General features: G+C 71.5%; 14 protein-coding genes and 1 pseudogene. 6 read left to right on the top strand and 9 right to left on the bottom strand.

Features of this window, described 5'->3' with window-relative positions; translation table 11 throughout:
* Complete coding sequence (locus tag ACIRC0_RS03510) at positions 1–1,056, top strand: threonine/serine dehydratase (RefSeq protein ID WP_403610632.1); 1,056 nt, start codon at positions 1–3, stop codon at positions 1,054–1,056.
* Positions 1,057–1,091: 35 nt separating this feature from the next.
* Here the strand turns inward: ACIRC0_RS03510 and ACIRC0_RS03515 are convergent, their stop codons facing one another.
* Positions 1,092–1,520 (bottom strand): hypothetical protein, encoded by a 429-nt coding sequence (locus ACIRC0_RS03515; protein ID WP_403610634.1) that lies wholly within the window; start codon positions 1,518–1,520, stop codon positions 1,092–1,094.
* A 403-nt stretch (positions 1,521–1,923) separates the two neighbouring features.
* On the opposite strand from ACIRC0_RS03515, the gene ACIRC0_RS03520 reads away from it, so the two are divergent.
* On the top strand, positions 1,924–3,114 hold the full coding sequence (locus ACIRC0_RS03520; protein WP_403610637.1) for an MFS transporter: 1,191 nt from the start codon (positions 1,924–1,926) through the stop codon (positions 3,112–3,114).
* 3 nt (positions 3,115–3,117) lie between these two features.
* On the opposite strand, the gene ACIRC0_RS03525 is transcribed toward ACIRC0_RS03520, so the two are convergent.
* Positions 3,118–4,140 carry an alpha/beta fold hydrolase gene (locus tag ACIRC0_RS03525; RefSeq protein WP_403610640.1) on the bottom strand — a complete coding sequence of 341 codons (1,023 nt, stop codon included), beginning with the start codon at positions 4,138–4,140 and terminating at the stop codon, positions 3,118–3,120.
* 275 nt (positions 4,141–4,415) lie between these two features.
* On the opposite strand from ACIRC0_RS03525, the gene ACIRC0_RS03530 reads away from it, so the two are divergent.
* Positions 4,416–4,640 carry a hypothetical protein gene (locus tag ACIRC0_RS03530; RefSeq protein WP_403610643.1) on the top strand — a complete coding sequence of 75 codons (225 nt, stop codon included), beginning with the start codon at positions 4,416–4,418 and terminating at the stop codon, positions 4,638–4,640.
* A 25-nt stretch (positions 4,641–4,665) separates the two neighbouring features.
* On the opposite strand, the gene ACIRC0_RS03535 is transcribed toward ACIRC0_RS03530, so the two are convergent.
* Together ACIRC0_RS03535 and ACIRC0_RS03540 are read right to left on the bottom strand one after the other, a co-directional pair.
* Entirely contained in the window at positions 4,666–5,421 is a 756-nt protein-coding gene (locus tag ACIRC0_RS03535) for a 4'-phosphopantetheinyl transferase (protein WP_403610646.1), read from the bottom strand.
* Positions 5,366–6,274 (bottom strand): metallophosphoesterase family protein, encoded by a 909-nt coding sequence (locus tag ACIRC0_RS03540; RefSeq protein WP_403610648.1) that lies wholly within the window; start codon positions 6,272–6,274, stop codon positions 5,366–5,368. The genes ACIRC0_RS03535 and ACIRC0_RS03540 overlap by 56 nt, the downstream gene beginning before the upstream one ends.
* Positions 6,275–6,607: 333 nt before the next feature.
* Here ACIRC0_RS03540 and ACIRC0_RS03545 point away from each other — a divergent pair, with 333 nt between their 5' ends.
* Positions 6,608–7,732: an ATP-grasp domain-containing protein gene (locus ACIRC0_RS03545; protein WP_403610651.1), complete on the top strand. Its 1,125-nt coding sequence runs from the start codon at positions 6,608–6,610 to the stop codon at positions 7,730–7,732.
* Between the two features lie 42 nt (positions 7,733–7,774).
* On the opposite strand, the gene ACIRC0_RS03550 is transcribed toward ACIRC0_RS03545, so the two are convergent.
* The gene (locus ACIRC0_RS03550; RefSeq protein WP_403610654.1) at positions 7,775–7,936 is read right to left on the bottom strand and encodes a hypothetical protein; all 162 of its coding nucleotides are present in this window, start codon (positions 7,934–7,936) and stop codon (positions 7,775–7,777) included.
* Between the two features lie 54 nt (positions 7,937–7,990).
* Here ACIRC0_RS03550 and ACIRC0_RS03555 point away from each other — a divergent pair.
* Positions 7,991–8,251 (top strand): annotated as a pseudogene (locus tag ACIRC0_RS03555) (zinc-binding dehydrogenase); the annotation flags it as partial.
* A gap of 160 nt (positions 8,252–8,411) precedes the next feature.
* Positions 8,412–10,097 carry a carbohydrate binding domain-containing protein gene (locus tag ACIRC0_RS03560; RefSeq protein ID WP_403610656.1) on the top strand — a complete coding sequence of 562 codons (1,686 nt, stop codon included), beginning with the start codon at positions 8,412–8,414 and terminating at the stop codon, positions 10,095–10,097.
* A gap of 64 nt (positions 10,098–10,161) precedes the next feature.
* Here the strand turns inward: ACIRC0_RS03560 and ACIRC0_RS03565 are convergent, their stop codons facing one another.
* Genes ACIRC0_RS03565 through ACIRC0_RS03580 form a run of 4 tightly spaced genes read right to left on the bottom strand, consistent with a single transcriptional unit; the run spans position 10,162 to position 16,616 of the window.
* On the bottom strand, positions 10,162–11,412 hold the full coding sequence (locus ACIRC0_RS03565) for an alpha-L-fucosidase (RefSeq protein WP_403610659.1): 1,251 nt from the start codon (positions 11,410–11,412) through the stop codon (positions 10,162–10,164).
* A 3-nt stretch (positions 11,413–11,415) separates the two neighbouring features.
* Entirely contained in the window at positions 11,416–14,460 is a 3,045-nt protein-coding gene (locus ACIRC0_RS03570) for an alpha-mannosidase (protein ID WP_403610662.1), read from the bottom strand.
* Positions 14,461–14,517: 57 nt separating this feature from the next.
* Positions 14,518–15,855, bottom strand: coding sequence for a 6-phospho-beta-glucosidase (locus ACIRC0_RS03575; protein WP_403610665.1), 1,338 nt, complete (start codon positions 15,853–15,855; stop codon positions 14,518–14,520).
* Positions 15,852–16,616 carry a DeoR/GlpR family DNA-binding transcription regulator gene (locus ACIRC0_RS03580; protein ID WP_403612674.1) on the bottom strand — a complete coding sequence of 255 codons (765 nt, stop codon included), beginning with the start codon at positions 16,614–16,616 and terminating at the stop codon, positions 15,852–15,854. The genes ACIRC0_RS03575 and ACIRC0_RS03580 overlap by 4 nt, the downstream gene beginning before the upstream one ends.
* Between the last annotated feature and the right edge of the window lie 64 nt (positions 16,617–16,680).

A 16,680-nucleotide genomic window follows, 5' to 3' on the forward strand; every position in this document is an offset into this window, starting at 1 on the left:
GTGCACCAGCTCACGTACGGCGACGTCAAGGCCGCCACCGACCGGATCGCCGGCCGCATCCGCCCCGTCACCCTCGCCCCCGTCGATCCCGGCGCGATCCGCACCGGCCGACGCGACCCCCTGGACGACCGCCCCGGACAGCCGTGCCAGGTATGGCTGGCACTGGAGTTCATGCAGCACACCGGGTCTTTCAAGGCCCGCGGCGCGCAGAACTTCCTCCAGGCCCACCGCGACGCCGGCACCCTACCCGAGGCCGGGGTGACGATCGCCTCCGGCGGCAACGCCGGCCTGGCCTGCGCCTGGGCCGCCCAGCAGCAGGGCATCCAGGCCACCGTCTTCCTGCCCGCCACCGCCCCGCAGGTGAAGGTCACCAAGCTCCGCTCCTACGGCGCCGACGTACGGCTGACCGGCACCGAGTACGCCGACGCCCTGGCCGCGTGCGAGGACTTCGCCGCCACCACGGACGCCCTGACCTCCCACGCCTACGACCACCCACTGATCGCGGCCGGCGCCGGCACCCTCCTCGAGGAGATCCACCAGCAGATCCCCGGCCTGGACACGGTGGTGGTCGCGGTCGGCGGCGGCGGCCTGTTCGCCGGCGTCGCGACCGCCGCCCGGCACCACGGCATCCGCACCGTGGCCGTCGAGCCGGACAACTGCCGCGCGCTGAACGCCGCCCTGCGGGCCGGCCGCCCCGTCGACGTCACCGTCGACTCCGTCGCCGCCGACTCCCTCGGCGCCCGCCGCGCCTCCGCCATGGCCCTGCACGCCGCCCAGCAGGACGGCGTGCACTCCGTACTGGTCCCGGACGCTGAGATCGTCCGCGCCCGCAAGGCACTGTGGGACCACCGCAAGGTGGCCGTCGAACACGGCGCCGCGACCGCCCTCGCCGCACTCACCTCACCCGACGAACGTCTGCCCGGCGGCGACCTGCCGGTCCGGCCCGACGCCCCCATCCGCAGCTACCGGCCCGGAAGAGGGGAGAAGGTCTGCGTCGTGCTGTGCGGCGCCAACACCGACCCCAGCGACCTGATCGAACCGCCCACCGGGCAGTGACCAGCCCGACGAAGTGGTCACCGAGGCCGAGGCGCCTACTTGAGTTCGATCACCAGGCCGAAGTCGTCGCCCCGGTGCCAGCCCGTGCTGATCTTCGGGCTGTGGTGGGTGTCGTCGGCCCAGCTGTAGAAGTGCGACCAGGTGACGTCGTCGCCGTACCAGTGGTCGTAGTCCGTCTCCGCATACGCCTGGACGGCCTTGCCGTCGCGCTTGGTGTCCCACAGGTAGAAGGCGCCGGAAACGTACGACTTGCCGTTGACCTTCTTCGTGCACTCCATGTACTTGGCGGCGCCGCCGGTGATATGGATCTCCTTCCAGCCGGAGCACTTGTTGGCCGCGGCCTCCACGCTCGCGGCGGACTGAGCAGACCGGGCGGACGGTGCGCCGGTCGCTGCCGGTGCGGCGGCGAGGCCGCCCACCAGGGCCAGTCCGGCGGCTACGAGGGCGATGCGCTTGCGTGACATCACAGTGGATCCCTTCCGTCGGCCGGCGGACGGTCCCCCGGTGGGTCCCTCGTGGTCCGTCGGCACGACACCACCGTGCCCGGCCGCCCCGGCCCGCCCCAGCGATCTTCGGGCAGATGACGTCCTTACGGGATCCCACCCCCTGTGACCTGCCGGGACATCGCCAAGGGTGGGGGAACGGCGGGACGGCTCCGCGGGAAGTTCCTGCCGAACGTGCACAGCGGCTGACGGCAGCGAACGGACGCCGGGCGGACGGTCGTGCGCAATTCCCTGCGCCGCAAAGAACCCGCCGCCTACGATGCGGTGCCATGACCTGGCGACATTGATCCCGCAGCCATGCCTCCCGAGGGCCGCCTCGGACGCCCTGCTCCCGGCGTCCGAACTGTCCCTGCGGGAAGGCCTCATGACACTCTCACCTGCACGTGTAGCCGCCACCGGGATCCGGCGGCTGACCGCGAAGCTGTACTGCTACGCGTTCCTCGACGACTTCGTGCTGCTCTACCCGGTGTACGCGCTGCTGTTCAGCGACACCGGTCTGTCGCTGTGGCAGATCTCCTCTCTCTTCGCCCTCTGGTCCGCCACCGGCGTACTCCTGGAGATTCCTTCCGGCGCTTGGGCCGACGCAGTCTCCCGTCGGCTGCTGCTGTGGCTGGGCCCGCTCCTCACCGCCGTCGCCTTCGCCCTGTGGGTGCTCGTCCCGTCGTACGGGGCCTTCGCCCTCGGCTTCGTCCTCTGGGGCGCCGGCGGAGCTCTCGGCTCCGGGGCGCTGGAGGCGCTCGTGTACGACGAGTTGGGCCGACTCGGCGCCGCCGAGCGGTACGCCCGCGTCATGGGCCGGGTCCGCGCGGCCGGGCTGGTGGCCGTGATGGCGGCGATGGCGCTCGCCGGCCCGGTATTCGCCCTGGGCGGCTATCCGGCCGTCGGCGCGGCGAGCGTGCTGGCCTGCCTCCTCGCGGCGGCGACGGCGGCCCGGCTGCCGGAACACCGGACGCCGGCCGCACGGAGCGGCGACTGGGCCACGACGCTGCGGGCGGGGCTCGCCGAGGCCCGGGCCGACCGGTCCGTGCGCGGAGCCCTGCTGCTCGTCCCGGCCGTGGGCGCCGTGTGGGGCGCGCTCGACGAGTACACCCCGCTCCTGGTACGGGGCACCGGCGTGCCCGACGAAGCCGTCCCCTACCTGCTCCTCCTCGTCTGGGCCGGGGCCACGACCGGCGGCCTGTCGGCCGGGGCGTGCGCACGCCTGGGCCGGGCCGGACTCTCCGGACTCCTCGCGGGCGCCGCGCTCGCCCTGGCCATCGGCGCAGCGCTGCGGACCCCGGCCGGCCTCGTCCTCGTGGGCCTCGCCTTCGGTGGCTTCCAACTGGCCACGGTGCTGGCCGACGCCCGGCTCCAGGTGCGCATCGACGACGGGCACCGGGCCACCCTGACCTCGGTGGCAAGCCTTGGCACCGACGTGGCCACGATGGCGGTGTACGCCGCGTACGCGGCGGTCAGCTCGGCCACCGCGCACAGCACCGCCTTCGTATGGGCCGCGCTGCCGTACCTTGTGACGGCCCTGCTGGTGGCGGCCGGCGGCCGCGCTTCGACCAGATGACCGTCACGTGGCGCTGCGTTCGCTCGCCTCCCGTGCGTCCCTGTCCGGCGCCCGCTTCCCGGACGTGCCGGGACGGCCGGCCCGCAGCAGCGCCCGCCAGTGGTCGCGGCTCCACTGCGCCGGGGGTGTGCCGCTGGTGAACTCCTCGACCAGGGCCAGGAAGCGCGCGGGGTCACTGTGGAACGGGAAGTGGCCCGCGCCCTCGAAGATCTCCAGACGGCTGCCGGGCATCGCCTCGTGCGCCCGGTGGGCGTGCCGCACCGGCACCACACCGTCCCGGTCGCCCCAGATCAGCAGGGTGGGCATGCCCTCGGTCAGATAGCAGCGGTCGAGCATGGTGACCGCCTGGCCGCGCCAGTCGACCACGGCCCGCAGCGTGCGGATGAAGGCGCTGCGGGACGTCGCGTCCGGCAGCGCGTCCACCAGGGTCAGCAACTCGGCCGCGTCCTGGCCGAGATCGGTGTCCAGCAGTCGCATCAGGTGGGCGAACAGGCCGAGGTTGAGCCGCATACCGGGCAGGCGGAGCGCGGAGAGGATCAGGTGCGCTCCGGGCAAGGAGGCGGCCCGCAGCACCGGGTTGACCTCCCGGCCCACTCCCCCGGCGCTGACCAGAATCAGCCGCTCGGTGCGCTCGGGGAACTGGTAGGCGAACTGCATGGCGACGCCGCCGCCCAGCGAGTGGCCCACCAGGGTCGCCGACTCGAAACCGAGAGTGGTGAGCAGATCGCGAACCCCGTTCGCGTACGCGGCCACGGAGTAGTCGGCGCGCGGTTTGTCGGAGGCTCCGTGGCCGAGCAGATCCGGCGCGAGCACGGTATGGGTGCGGGCCAGGTCGGGGATCAGTTCCGCCCAGGTCGCCGAGGAATCGCCGATGCCGTGGATGAGGACGAGCGCCGGGCCCTGGCCGGCCAGACGATAGGCGCGCCGGTAACCGTGCACGATCCGGTGGCGCGGGCGCAGTTCGCCCTCGCCCACGGGGCGCAGCCCGGGTGCGCGCCGCGGGCGCCCGCCCGGGACGTCCTCCACCGCCCGCCTCCCTTCCGCCGGCCGCCGCGAAGGCGTGTGAAAGCCCTTGTTCACCAGCGTAGGGGGCGTGTTCCCCGCTGGATTTCGGCCGGGTTTCGCCTCGGCTAAGCGGGCGAACCCGCAGGGAGGCGAACGGGATTGTCAGTGGCGGACGGCAAGCTTGGGAGGTGCGCCCGAGGTGCGCGCGGCGGCCGTCCGCGTACCGCCGGCGCGTGCCGTGCACGAACCGCCGCGCGACGCCCCGTCGTACGGCCGAAACCGGGGAGAGCCGACCGATGCCGACCGCCGTCCTGACCGACCGCCAGCGCGCCGCCGTCCAGGCCTATCTGCGTCTCCTGCACACCGTACGAGCCGCCTTCGACGGCTCGCCGGACGCGCACCGACCACCCGTGGTCCCGACCGCCGCGCTGGCCGAGGCGGACCTGGCCCTGGCGGAGGCGGGGCTCACGGGCACCGAGGAGGAGTTCTTCCGCCTGCTCGGCGACTGGTGCCCCCGATGACCGGGTGGACGACTCGGAGGGCGGCTCAGAAGTGGTGCACGGCGACGGCCGTGGCGAGCAGGCCCCCGCGTACGGTCCAGCGGCCGTCGAAGGCCTCGACGCGGCGGCCGTCGACCAGCGGGCCCGGCACGAGGAGCCGTGCCCGGAAGCCGCCGGAGGCGTCCGGGGCGGGCCGGAAGCCGGACGGCTCCGAAGCGGCCCGGGGGTCCGACGAGTCCGGCGAGTCCGGGGCCCGGAGGGCGGCGCCCGGGTCGATCTCCACATCGGCCTCGAGGAAGTCGAGCCACTTGCCGGTCAGGGGGAACCACGCCTTGTAGACCGACTCCTTGGCGCTGAACAGCAGCCGGTCCCAGTGGAGGGAAGGACGGCTGTGGGCAAGGCCCCGCAGCCGGGTCCGCTCGGTGGGCAGGGCCACCGCGTCCAGTACGCCGTCCGGCAGCCGGTCGTGGGGTTCGGCGTCGATGCCGAGCGAGGCCAGTTCGCCGGCCCGGGCCAGTGCGGCGGCACAGTAGCCGACGCAGTGCGTCATGCTGCCGATCAGCCCGTCCGGCCAGCGCGGTGCGCCGCGCTCGCCGGGCAGGACCGGCTGCGGCGGGACTCCGAGCTTCTCCATGGCGTGCCGTGCGCAGGCCCGTACGGCGGTGAACTCCCGGCGCCGCTTGTCCACCGCCCGCGCTATGACCGCTTCTTCCTCGGGGTAGAGGCTGACGCCGTCGCCGAGCGCGTCACGGCCGTGCGCCTCCACGACCGCGACCGGCCCCGGAAGCAGCTCCTCGATCACCTGCTTGGTCCTCCATCGGCAGAATGCGCCGCAGCTCCCCTGGAGGCTGCGGGCGCGGGCCCCACTCACGGGGGTATCCCAGGGACACCTCTTCGAAGCGGACGCCCTCGTGGTGGGTGGTCCGCGGGATGTGCAGATGGCCGTAGACCATGCACGCCACCGGGAAGCGGTGGTGCCAGTCGGCGGTCAGGCGGGTACCGCACCACATGGCGAACTCGGGGTAGCGAAGGATGTCCGTCGGGTGCCGGTCCAGCGGGTAGTGGTTCACCAGCACCACGGGGAGATCGCCGGGGATCTCCGTCAGCCTGCGCTCGGTCTCGGCCACCCGGGCCCGGCACCACGCCTCGCGGCTGGGATAGGGGTCGGGATGCAGCAGGCGCTCGTCGGTGCACACGATCCCGGTGCCGTGCGCGTAGGCGAGCCCCTGCTCCTTGGTCGTGCATCCCTGCGGCAGGAACGAGTAGTCGTAGAGGAGGAACAGCGGGGCGACGACCGCCGGACCGCCCGGGCCCTCCCAGACCGGGTAGGGGTCCTCGGGTGTCGTCACGCCCAGCTCCCGGCACACGGCCACCAGGTGCTCGTACCGCTCGACGCCGCGCAGGGTGACGGTGTCCTTCCCGTGGGTCCACAGCTCGTGGTTGCCCGGTGCCCAGACCACCTTGCGGAAGCGGCCGGCGAGCAGTTCCAGGGCCCAGCGGATGTCGGCGACGGTCTCGGCCACGTCACCGGCGACCAGCAGCCAGTCCTCGTCCGACGTGGGCCGCATGCGCTCGACGAGGGCGCGGTTCTCGGCGTACCCGACGTGCAGGTCGCTGATGGCGAGCAGACGTCCACGGCCGTCCGTCGACTCCACTCTCGCCCCTTTCGAGATCCGAATTGGCTCCACAAGACCACATCGCGCCGCGGAGGGACAAGAGCGACCCGCGGCAGGTTCCCGGCCGTGGCCGAAACAGCGGTGCACGACTGCTCAGCCGCCCCGGAACACACCCCGTCACCGCCCGATCGAGAGCCGGGGAAAATCCGTAACACGCGCGTAGCAGTGGTGGTGCCCGGAAGGGCCTATGATCGCCCCAGCACATCCGTCGCGGACGCCGCAGAAGCGTACGGCGGTTCGGTGCATCTCCCTCTCCCCTGGCCGGGCACGGCCTGCTTCGCCCTGCCCGCACAACCGTGAAAGGCGGCCTGCATGGTCTCTCGCGTACGCGTCTGGCTCAACCGCACGTACGCGGAGAACGTGTTCTTCATGGACCAGCTGCGGAGAAATCCCAGCGACCGGGCCGTCGAGATCCACGCCACGCACGGTGACCCCGACTCGCCCGTCCTGGCCGCCGCGGACACCGCCGATCTGGAGCCGGAGGCCCTGTCCCCGGCCGCGTACGTGGAGTACGCCCTCGACCAGTGCGCACGGCGTGGCATCGATGTCTTCGTGCCCCGCCTGCACCAGTCGGCGATCGTGGCGCACCGCGCCGAGTTCGAGGCGGTGGGTACGGCGCTGCTGGCGCCGCCGCCGGAGGCCGTGGCCGTCTTCGAGGACAAGGTGATCGCCTACGAGGCCGTGCAGGCGATCGGTGTGCCCGTGCCGCCGTGGTTCCGGGTGCGGTCGGCGGACCAACTCGTCGCCGCGGTGGAGGAGTTGGAGGCCGGCGGGCACAAGGCGTGCTTCAAGCCGGCGTCCGGTGCGGGCGGGGTGGGCTTCCGCGTCGTCACGCGCGCTCCCTTCTCGCTCGCGCACCTCACCGGGTTCCCCAGCCCGTACGTGCCGCTGGACCTGGTCGTGGAGGCGCTGGAGCAGGCCGACGAGCCGGTCGACTGGCTGGTGATGCCGCGCCTGGAGCAGCCGGAGGTGTCGGTGGACTGCCTCACCGGACCGGACAACCGGGTGCGGCTGGCCATCGGCCGCACCAAGAACGGCCGTCGGCGCGGCTTCACGCAGCACGAGCAGTGGCTGGAGCCGGCGCGGCGGATCGCGGAGGGGTTCGGGCTCCACTACCTGTCCAACATCCAGTTCCGGATGTTCGGCGAGCGGCCCGTGCTCATGGATGTCAACACGCGCCCGGCCGGCGGCTTGCACCAGCTGTCCCTGTGCGGGGTCAACGCGCCCTGGGCGGCTGTGCAGTTGGCGCTCGGGGAGGATCCCGGGGAGATCACGCCGCCGTTCCTGGGGCAGGACTACACGGTGGTGTCGGGGCCGCGGCCGCTGCGTCCGGTGTCGCTGCCGCAGCAGCGGGTCGAGCAGGCGGAGCCGTTGCTGCCGACGGTTCCCGCGCCCGTCGAGGCAGTCGAAGCAGCGGCGCAGGCACTGCCGCTCTAGGTTCGTCGGCCGGGTGCGGGGCTTTCGTGCCCGGTGATGTCCTCACGTGTACTTGAGCGGTGCCGCGGATGCCAGCCGTGCCGCCGGCGGGAGCGGCGAGTGCGTCGGGGAGGTCTGGTACGCCTGGATCACCAGCGCGGCGAAGCGCCGGGACGCCGCGACCCGGGCGGCCGGCGATGCGGCCTGGATGCCCCTGTTGGCCATGAGCATGAGGACCAGGTCGTCCAGGACGAAGTCGGGGCGTAGATGGCCGGCGGCCTTGGCGCGGTGGGCGAGGCGGCGGACTTCGCCACGAGCCTGATGGCAGCGTTCCGGAAGTCGACATCGTTCGCCACCTTCAGCGCCGACACCGTGAGTGAAGCCGATCGACGTGCTGTGAGGACCGAGCAGTTCGCTGCCGCGGGCCGCGGCGAACTGCAGACGGTGGTGCACGAGCTGCTGCCGCTGGAGCAAGCCGTCCTGGCGCACCGGAAGATGGACGCCGGCGAGGTGTTCGGCAGGATCGTGCTGACTCCGTAGCTCAGCGCAGTAGGCGCGAGCCCGGGGTTTCTCCACTCACCGGTATGGACCAATTCCGTCATTCTCCTTGACACGCGGATTGGTCCATACCAACTTGGTTGCGCATCGTTTCGCATGTCCCTGCCACTCCCGAACACCCCACATCCTCCAGGGAGATCGCGTGCGCAACACACTCAGGCGTTCCAGACGCCGGCTCCTCGCCCTGCTCGGTTCCGCCGCTCTGGCGGTCGGTGGAGCCATCGCCCTTCCGGGCACGGCCCAGGCGGCCAACATTCTGACCAACCCCGGCTTCGAATCCGGCTCCCTCTCCCCCTGGTCCTGCACCGGGAACCTCGGCTCGATCGTCTCCTCGCCCGTGCACGGGGGGTCCAAGGCCCTTCAGGGCGCGGTGAGTTCGAGTGACAACGCCCAGTGCAGCCAGACCGTGGCGGTGAAGCCGAACACCACGTACACGCTTCAAGGCTGGGTGCGCGGCAGCTACGTCTACCTCGGCGTCGACGGCGGCGCCTCCACGTGGACGACGTCCCCGTCGGCGTACAGCCAGCTGTCGGTGTCCTTCACCACGGGCGCCTCGCAGACCAGTGCCACGATCTACGTCCACGGCTGGTACGCCCAGGGCTCCTACTACGCCGACGACATCAGCCTCGACGGCCCGGGCGGAGGCGGCGGTTCGGACACGCAGGCGCCGACCGCTCCCAGTGGACTGACCTCCACGGGCAAGTCGTCGTCGAGCGTGTCGCTGAAATGGAACGCCTCGACGGACAACGTCGGTGTGACGGCGTACGACATCTACAGCGGCTCGAGTCAGGTGCTCAGCGTCTCCGGTACGACCGCCACGGTCGGCGGGCTGTCGCCCAGTACCTCCTACACCTTCACCGTGAGGGCGCGGGACGCGGCCGGGAACACCTCCGCGGCCTCCAACTCCGTGACCGTCACGACAAACGCGGGCACCGGTGGCGGCACCGGCTTCAAGCAGGCCGCGCCCTACCTGTACGAGGGCTGGGGCGACCCGCCGAGCCCGACGACGGTGATGAGCGCGACGGGCATCAAGTGGTTCACCATGGCGTTCATGCTGGACTCCGGTGGCTGCAACCCCGCCTGGGACGGCAGCAGGCCGCTGACCGGCGGTGTCGACCAGACCGCCATCAACGCCATCCGCTCCGCCGGCGGTGACATCGTCCCGTCGTTCGGCGGCTGGCAGGGCAGCAAGCTCGGCGCCAACTGCTCCTCGGCGAGCGCGCTCGCCGGGGCCCTGCAGAAGGTGATCGACGCCTACTCGCTCAAGGCGATCGACATGGACATCGAGAACACCGACGAGTTCGAGAACGAGGCCGTCCAAGCGAAGATCCTCACCGCTCTGAAGACGGTCAAGGCCAACAACCCCGGCCTGAAGACCATCGTCACCTTCGGGACGTCCACCACCGGCCCGACGTACTACGGCAACCGCCTTATCGAGCAGGCGCAGTCGCTCGGCGCCGACATCGACGTCTTCACCATCATGCCCTTCGACTTCGGCGGCGGCTCCGACATGTACGGGAACACCGTGAACGCGGCCGAGGGCCTGAAGGCCAAGCTGAAGTCGACCTTCGGCTGGGACGACGCCACCGCGTACTCCCACATAGGCATCTCGGGCATGAACGGCCTGTCCGACCAGCAGGAGAACACCACCCCGGCGATCTGGACCCAGATCAAGGACTGGGCCAACTCGCACCACATCGCCCGCCTGGCCTTCTGGTCGGTCAACCGCGACCGGCCGTGCCCGGGCGGGGGCGTGGTGAGCAACTGCTCCGGCATCAGCCAGAACACCTGGCAGTTCACCTCGATCACGGCCGGCTTCACCGGCTGAGCGAGGAAGCCAGGAGCGGAAAAGGAAAAGGGGGGTGCCCGGTACTTCGGGCACCCCCTGACCGTCAGAAACGGCCCGAGCCCCGGTACAGCTCCAGCTCGCCGTCCAGCTCGACCGCGAGGACGGTGGCGTACGGGTCCAGGTCGGCCTCGGACGGCGGGTCGATCCACAGCACGCCGACCGCCTCGTGCAGTCCGCCGACGACCCGGTGGCCGAGTTCGGTGCCGGTGCCGAGCACGGTGACCTTGCGGACCGGCGTGGCGAGTCCCCGGACGCCCATCTCGGCGCGCGGGATGTCGAACAGGGTCAGGTAAAGGGTGCGGCGGTCGGCGGAGAGGGTGCTGGGGCCGTAGTGGTGCCCGGCCGGGAGGCCGCGCACCGTTCCGTACACCGCCTCCGCATGCCTGCGGATCCACTCCCCCAGGCCTTCCAGACGCTCCACCTGGGGCTGCGGGATGGTGCCGTCCTCCATCGGGCCGACGTCCAGGAGCAGGTTGCCGCCCCCGCCGATGGTCTCGGTGAAGTAGCGAATCAGCTGGGACAGCGACTTGTGGTTGTGGTCGTGGTGCTGGTAGCCCCAGGAGTCGTTGATCGTCAGGCACAGCTCCCACGGGCCCTCCGGAGGCACGATGGGGGCGCCCTGCTCGGGGGTGGCGTAGTCGCCCTCACTGAGCATGCGGGCGTTGAAGACGACGTGGGGCACGTAGCCGCGGATGAGCGCGGCGAGTTCGGGGATGCGCCACTGCTCCTCGCTGCGGTCCCACTCGCCGTCGAACCACATCAGGTCGGGACGGTAGCGGGAGGCCAGCTCCTCGATCTGGCCATCCCGGTAGGCGATGAACCGCTCCCAGGCCTGGAGGTCCTCGTCCTCGGCCGCCACCTCGGAGTAGCGGTTGTCCTCCAGCTCCGGTGGGCGGCCCGGCTTGCGGGTGGAGGCGTAGTCGGGGTGGTTCCAGTCGGAGTGGGAGTAGTAGAGGCCGACCTTGAGCCCCTTCTCGCGCAGGGCCTCGGCGTACGGGCCGATGTAGTCCTTGCCGAGGTTGAGGTCGCCGTACCGCGTGTCCCACAGGGCCACTCCGTCATGGTGACGGCTCGTCAGCACGGCGTACTTCGCGCCGGCGCGGGCGAACAGGTCCGCCCACGCCTTCGGGTCGTAGTTGGCGCCGGTGAAACGCTCCAGCTGCGACATGTACCGGTCGTGCGGCACGATGTCGTCGTAGAACGACCAGGACTCCTGGACGCCGTCGACGGCGTAGATGCCCCAGTGCACGAAGATGCCCAACTTGGCGTCGTTGAACCAGGGTTGCATGGCCACAGGTCAGCCCCTCCGCAGACGGAGCGTCAGGATCTGGAAGGGCCGCAGAGCGACGGGGACACCGCCGTCGACGATCTCCGCGTCCTCCAGCGGACGCTCCAGCAGGTCCGTCACCTGGGCGCCGGCGAGCGGGAAGCCCGTGCGGAGCACGCCCTCGGCGCGGCCGCCCCGGGACTCGTAGAGCCGTACGACGACGTCACCGGACTCGTCGTCGGCGAGCTTCACCGCCTCCACGGTCACGCCCCCGCCGTCGACGGAGACGACCGGCTCCGGCGCGCCCGCCGCATCGGCCACCCGGAGGGGGAGGTTGAGGGCGTAGCCCTCGGCGACCGCGTCATCGATGGTCGCGCCCGGGAGGAGGGAGTACGTGAAGCGGTGGCGGCCCTGGTCGGCGCCCGGGTCCGGGACGCGCGGGGCGCGGACCAGGCTGAGGCGGACCGTGGTGGTCGTACCGCCGTCCTCGCGGACCGTGCGGGAGACGTCGTGGCCGTAGGTCGAGTCGTTGATGACCGCGACGCCGTAGCCGGGCTCGGCGATGTGCACCCAGCGGTGGCCGGAGACCTCGAAACGGGCCGCCTCCCAGCTGGTGTTGGTGTGGGTGGGCCGCTGGATGTGCCCGAACTGGATCTCCGCGGAGGAGTGCGGGGCCCGGATGTCGACCGGGAAGCCCGCCTTGAGGAACTTCTCCGCCTCGTGCCAGTCGATGTCCGTCTCGAAGTCGATACGGGGGCTGCCGGCCCGGAGCGTGATCGTCTGCGTGATCTTCGAGCCCTTGCCGAAGCTCCGCTCCACGCGGATCGCGCCGAGCAGCGGGTCGTCCTCGACGACCGTCACGGAGTCGGCGTCCAGCAGATCCGTGTAGCGGTTCTTGTAGTGCTTGTCGACGTCCCAGGCGTCCCAGTAGTTCGGGAGGTCGGTGTGCAGGCGGAGCAGGTTGCCCTTGTCGGCGAGGACCTCACGGCCACCGGCGCGCAGGTCGCGTACGGAGGCCAGCGTGCCGTCCTCCGCCACCTCGACGCGCACGAGGCCGTTGTCGAGCACACGGCCGCTCACCGTGACCGGCTGCGGCGGGTCGGCCACCGCGACGGGCGCGCTGCCGTTCGCCGGCACCTCGGCGTAGGCCGGGACGCCCGTGGCCGTGCGGACGACCTCGGCGCGGTCGAAGGGGCTGGTGTTGAAGACACGGGTGCCGCCGGCGCCCAGCGCGGCCACCGCCTGCGCCGTCAGCTCCTCCAGCTCCTGGGCGACGCGGGCGTACTCGGCCTCGGCCTCGCGGTGCACCCAGGCGATCGACGAGCCCGGCAGGATGTCGTGGAACTGGTGCAGCAGAACCGTCTTCCACAGCCGGTCGAGCTTCGCGTACGGGTACGCGTAGCCGGGCGCGTGCAGCGCGGCCGTCGTCGCCCACAGCTCCGCCTCGCGCAGCCGGTGTTCGCTGCGCCGGTTGCCCTGCTTGGTGCGGGCCTGGGAGGTGTAGGTGGCGCGGTGCAGCTCCAGGTACAGCTCGCCCACCCACACCGGGGCGTCCGGGTACTCCTCGCGGGCCTTGGCGAAGAACGCGTCGGGGTGTTCGACCTCGACCCTGGCGGAGCCCTCCAGGTTCTTCAGCCGCCGCGCCCGTTCCATGATCTCGCGGGTGGGGCCGCCACCGCCGTCGCCCCAGCCGAAGGGGGCCAGCGAGCGCGTCGCGCCGCCCTTCTCCTGGTAGTTGCGCACCGCCCGGGCCATCTCCTCGCCGCTGAAGCGGGCGTTGTAGGTGTCGACCGGCGGGAAGTGGGTGAAGATGCGGGTGCCGTCGATGCCCTCCCACCAGAAGGTGTGGTGGGGGAACTTGTTGGTCTGGTTCCAGGAGATCTTCTGGGTCAGGAACCACTCGTTGCCGGCGAGCTTGGCGAGCTGCGGGTAGGCCGCGGTGTAGCCGAAGGAGTCCGGCAGCCACACGCCCTTGGTCTCGATGCCGAAGTGCTCGATGAAGAACCGCTTGCCGTGGATCAGCTGGCGGGCGATGGCCTCGCCGCCGGGCAGGTTGCCGTCGGCCTCCACCCACATGCCGCCGACCGGCGCCCACTGGCCCTTCTTCACCGACTCCTGGATACGCGCCCACACGTGCGGGTAGTTGTCGCGCACCCACTCGTACTGCTGGGCCTGCGAGCAGGCGAAGACGAACTCCTCGTACTCGTCGGCCAGGGACGTGACGTTGGAGAAGGTGCGGGAGGTCTTGCGCTTGGTCTCGCGGATCGGCCACAGCCAGGCGGAGTCGATGTGCGCGTGGCCGACGCCGGAGACGATGTGCGCGCTGGCGTGCGCGGGCTTGGCGAGGACGGGCTTCAGCGCCTCGCGCACGGAGGCGGCCGAGCCGGAGACGTCGTCGAGGTCGAGCAGGTCCATCGCGCGGTCGAGGGCGTGCATGATCTCGTGCCGGCGCGGGTCGTGCTCGCCGAGCTCCAGCATCAGCTCGCGCAGCACCTGGATGTCGAGGTCGAGGTGCCAGACGTCCTCGTCGAGGATGGCGATGTCGGCGCGACGGAAGGTGTAGAGCGGCTTGTCGCCGGCTGTGAGCACGTCGCCGAGCGGGGTGGGGGCCGCGAAGTCGTTCGCGAGGATGTCCGGGTTGGAGGCGGCCTCGACGAGGTAGTCGATCTCCTCGCCGCCGACGGCCGGGTGGGCGATCGGGACGTACTGGTTGAGCGGGTTGACGGCCTTCAGCGGCCGGCCGTCGGTCAGGTGCACCAGGGCCTCGGCCTGGTTGCCGGGCCAGTCGCCCACGAAGCCGAGGTCGATGACGGCCTCGACGCGCCGGCCGGCCCACTCCGAGGGCACCTGCCCGCGCATGCGGAACCAGGTGGTGCCCCACGGCGGGCCCCACGGGGTGCCCATCGCGAAGGGCGCGTACGGCGCGGCGGCGGCCTCGGCGAACGGGACCGGCTCCCCCGGGGCCTGCCAGGCCTCCACCTCGAGGGGAACCGTGGCGGCGTAGATCGCGGTCTTGATGCGCTGGTCGTGGAGGCGCTGGACGCGCTCCTCGATCCGGCGGCGTTCGTCGTGCATTCGGTGTCTCCAGGGAGAGCGGGAGGCTAGAGGGGGAAAGCGCTTACTGGCAGGTGTTCACCTAAGGTACGCCAGCCCGGGGTGGACCGCCGTGTAGCCCTCGACCAACCTGCGGGCCACGTTCACGGAGTCGACCAGCGGATGCAGGGCGAACGCCTTCACGGCCGTCGCGCGGTCGCCGGACTCGGCGGCGGCGAGCACCTCGCGCTCCACCGCCTTGACCGCGCAGACCAGTCCGGTGGCGTGGCCCGGCAGCGGGTCGACCGCGACCGGGTGCGCACCGTTCGCGTCGACCAGGCAGGGGACCTCGATCACGGCCTCGGTGTCGAGGACGGACAGGGTGCCGCGGTTGCGGACGTTGAGGATCAGGGTCGTGCGCTCGTCCCGCGCGATGGCCCGCATCAGGGCGAGGGCGACCTTCTCGTAGCCGCCGGACAGGTCGTCGGCCTCGCGCTCGCCGGCGCCCGCGGTCTCGCGGTTCTCGGCCATGTAGGTCGCCTCCCGCTCGGCGCGGGTGCGCTCCCAGGCCTGAAGGGCGGAGGCGTCCGGCCGCGCGACCTGTTCGTAGAAGCGCGCCTGCTGGTCGCGCAGGAAGGCGCCGCGGGTCTTCTCGGCGTGCTGGTAGGCGCGGACCGCCTCGCGGTTGAAGTAGTAGTAGTGCAGATACTCGTTCGGGATCGCGCCCAGCGACTGCAGCCACTCCGTCCCGAAGAGCTTGCCCTCCTCGAAGGAGCCGAGCAGGTCGGGGTCGGCGAGCAGGCGCGGGAGTTCGTCGCGGCCGGCGATGCGCAGGCCGCGGACCCAGCCGAGGTGGTTGAGGCCGACGTAGTCGATCCACGCCTCCCTCGGGTTCGCGCCGAGCACCCGGGCGATACGGCGGCCGAGGCCGACCGGTGAGTCGCAGATGCCGATGACGCGGTCGCCGAGGTGGCGGGACATGGCCTCCGTGACGAGGCCCGCCGGGTTGGTGAAGTTGATGACCCAGGCGTCGGGGGCGAGCCGGGCCACCCGCTGGGCGATGTCGACGGCGACAGGAACCGTGCGCAGCCCGTAGGCGATGCCCCCGGCACCGACCGTCTCCTGACCGAGGACGCCCTCCGCGAGGGCCACACGCTCGTCGTTCGCCCTGCCCTCGAGGCCGCCGACGCGGATCGCGGAGAAGACGAAGTCGGCGCCGCGCAGGGCCTCGTCGAGATCGGTCGCGGCGGTCACCTCGGGCGCGTCGGGCACCCCCGCGGCCTGCTCGGCCAGGACCCGGGTCACGGCCGAGAGCCGGCCCGCGTCCAGGTCGTGCAGCACGACCCGGGTGACGCGGCCCTCGGCGCCGTCCGTCAGGAGCGCCCCGTACACGAGCGGGACGCGGAAGCCGCCACCGCCCAGAATAGTCAGCTTCACGCTTGCACCTTTCCTGCCACGATCACCTCGACGCCCGCCTCGTCCAGCGAGGAGCGGGTCGCCGCGTTCACCGGCGCGTCCGACACCAGCACATCCAGGTCCTCGGGACCGCAGACCTTCGCCATACCCGTGCCCGGGAACTTGGCCGAGTCGGCGAGCAGCACGACCTTGTCGCTCGCCTTGATCATGGCGCGCTTGACCGGTACCTCGACGACCGTCGTGTCCATCACCTGCCCGCCGGGCCGGACCCCGCTGGTGCCGAGGAAGAGCCAGTCCGCGTGCAGCTGGCGCAGGTTGTCCTCGGTGAGGAAGCCGACCAGCGAGCGGTACTCGCGGCGGACCATGCCGCCGAGCAGCACCAGCTCGATGCCCTCGTCGTCGGCGAGCTCCTCGTAGACGACGAGGTTGCTGGTGATCACGGTGAGCCGGCGGCCGTGCAGCTGGCGGGCCAGGCGGTAGGCGGTGGTGCCGATGTCGAGCAGCACCGACTGTCCGTCCGTGATCATCGCGGCGGCGTGCGCGGCTATCGCGTCCTTCTCGGACACGCGCACCTCAGCGACCTCGGCGAAGGGCTGGTCACCCTCCTCGACGACCGCGCCGCCGTGCACCCGCGTGAGCAGGCCGTCCTCCTCCAGCTTGACGAGGTCGCGCCGGATGGTGGCCGGGCTCACACCGAGCTGCTCGGAGAGATCGGTCACTGACGCGGGGCCGCCGGAGCGCAGGACCCGCAGGATGAGTTGGTGTCGTCGTTCTGCCAGCACGCCGCGAACACTACTCGTCATCTTCAATCATTTCTATGCTCACTTCTGCTTGAGTATTGACCAA

Origin of the sequence: Streptomyces sp. NPDC093984 (assembly GCF_044764595.1) — a bacterium.
Taxonomy (GTDB): Bacteria; Actinomycetota; Actinomycetes; order Streptomycetales; family Streptomycetaceae; genus Streptomyces; species Streptomyces cynarae.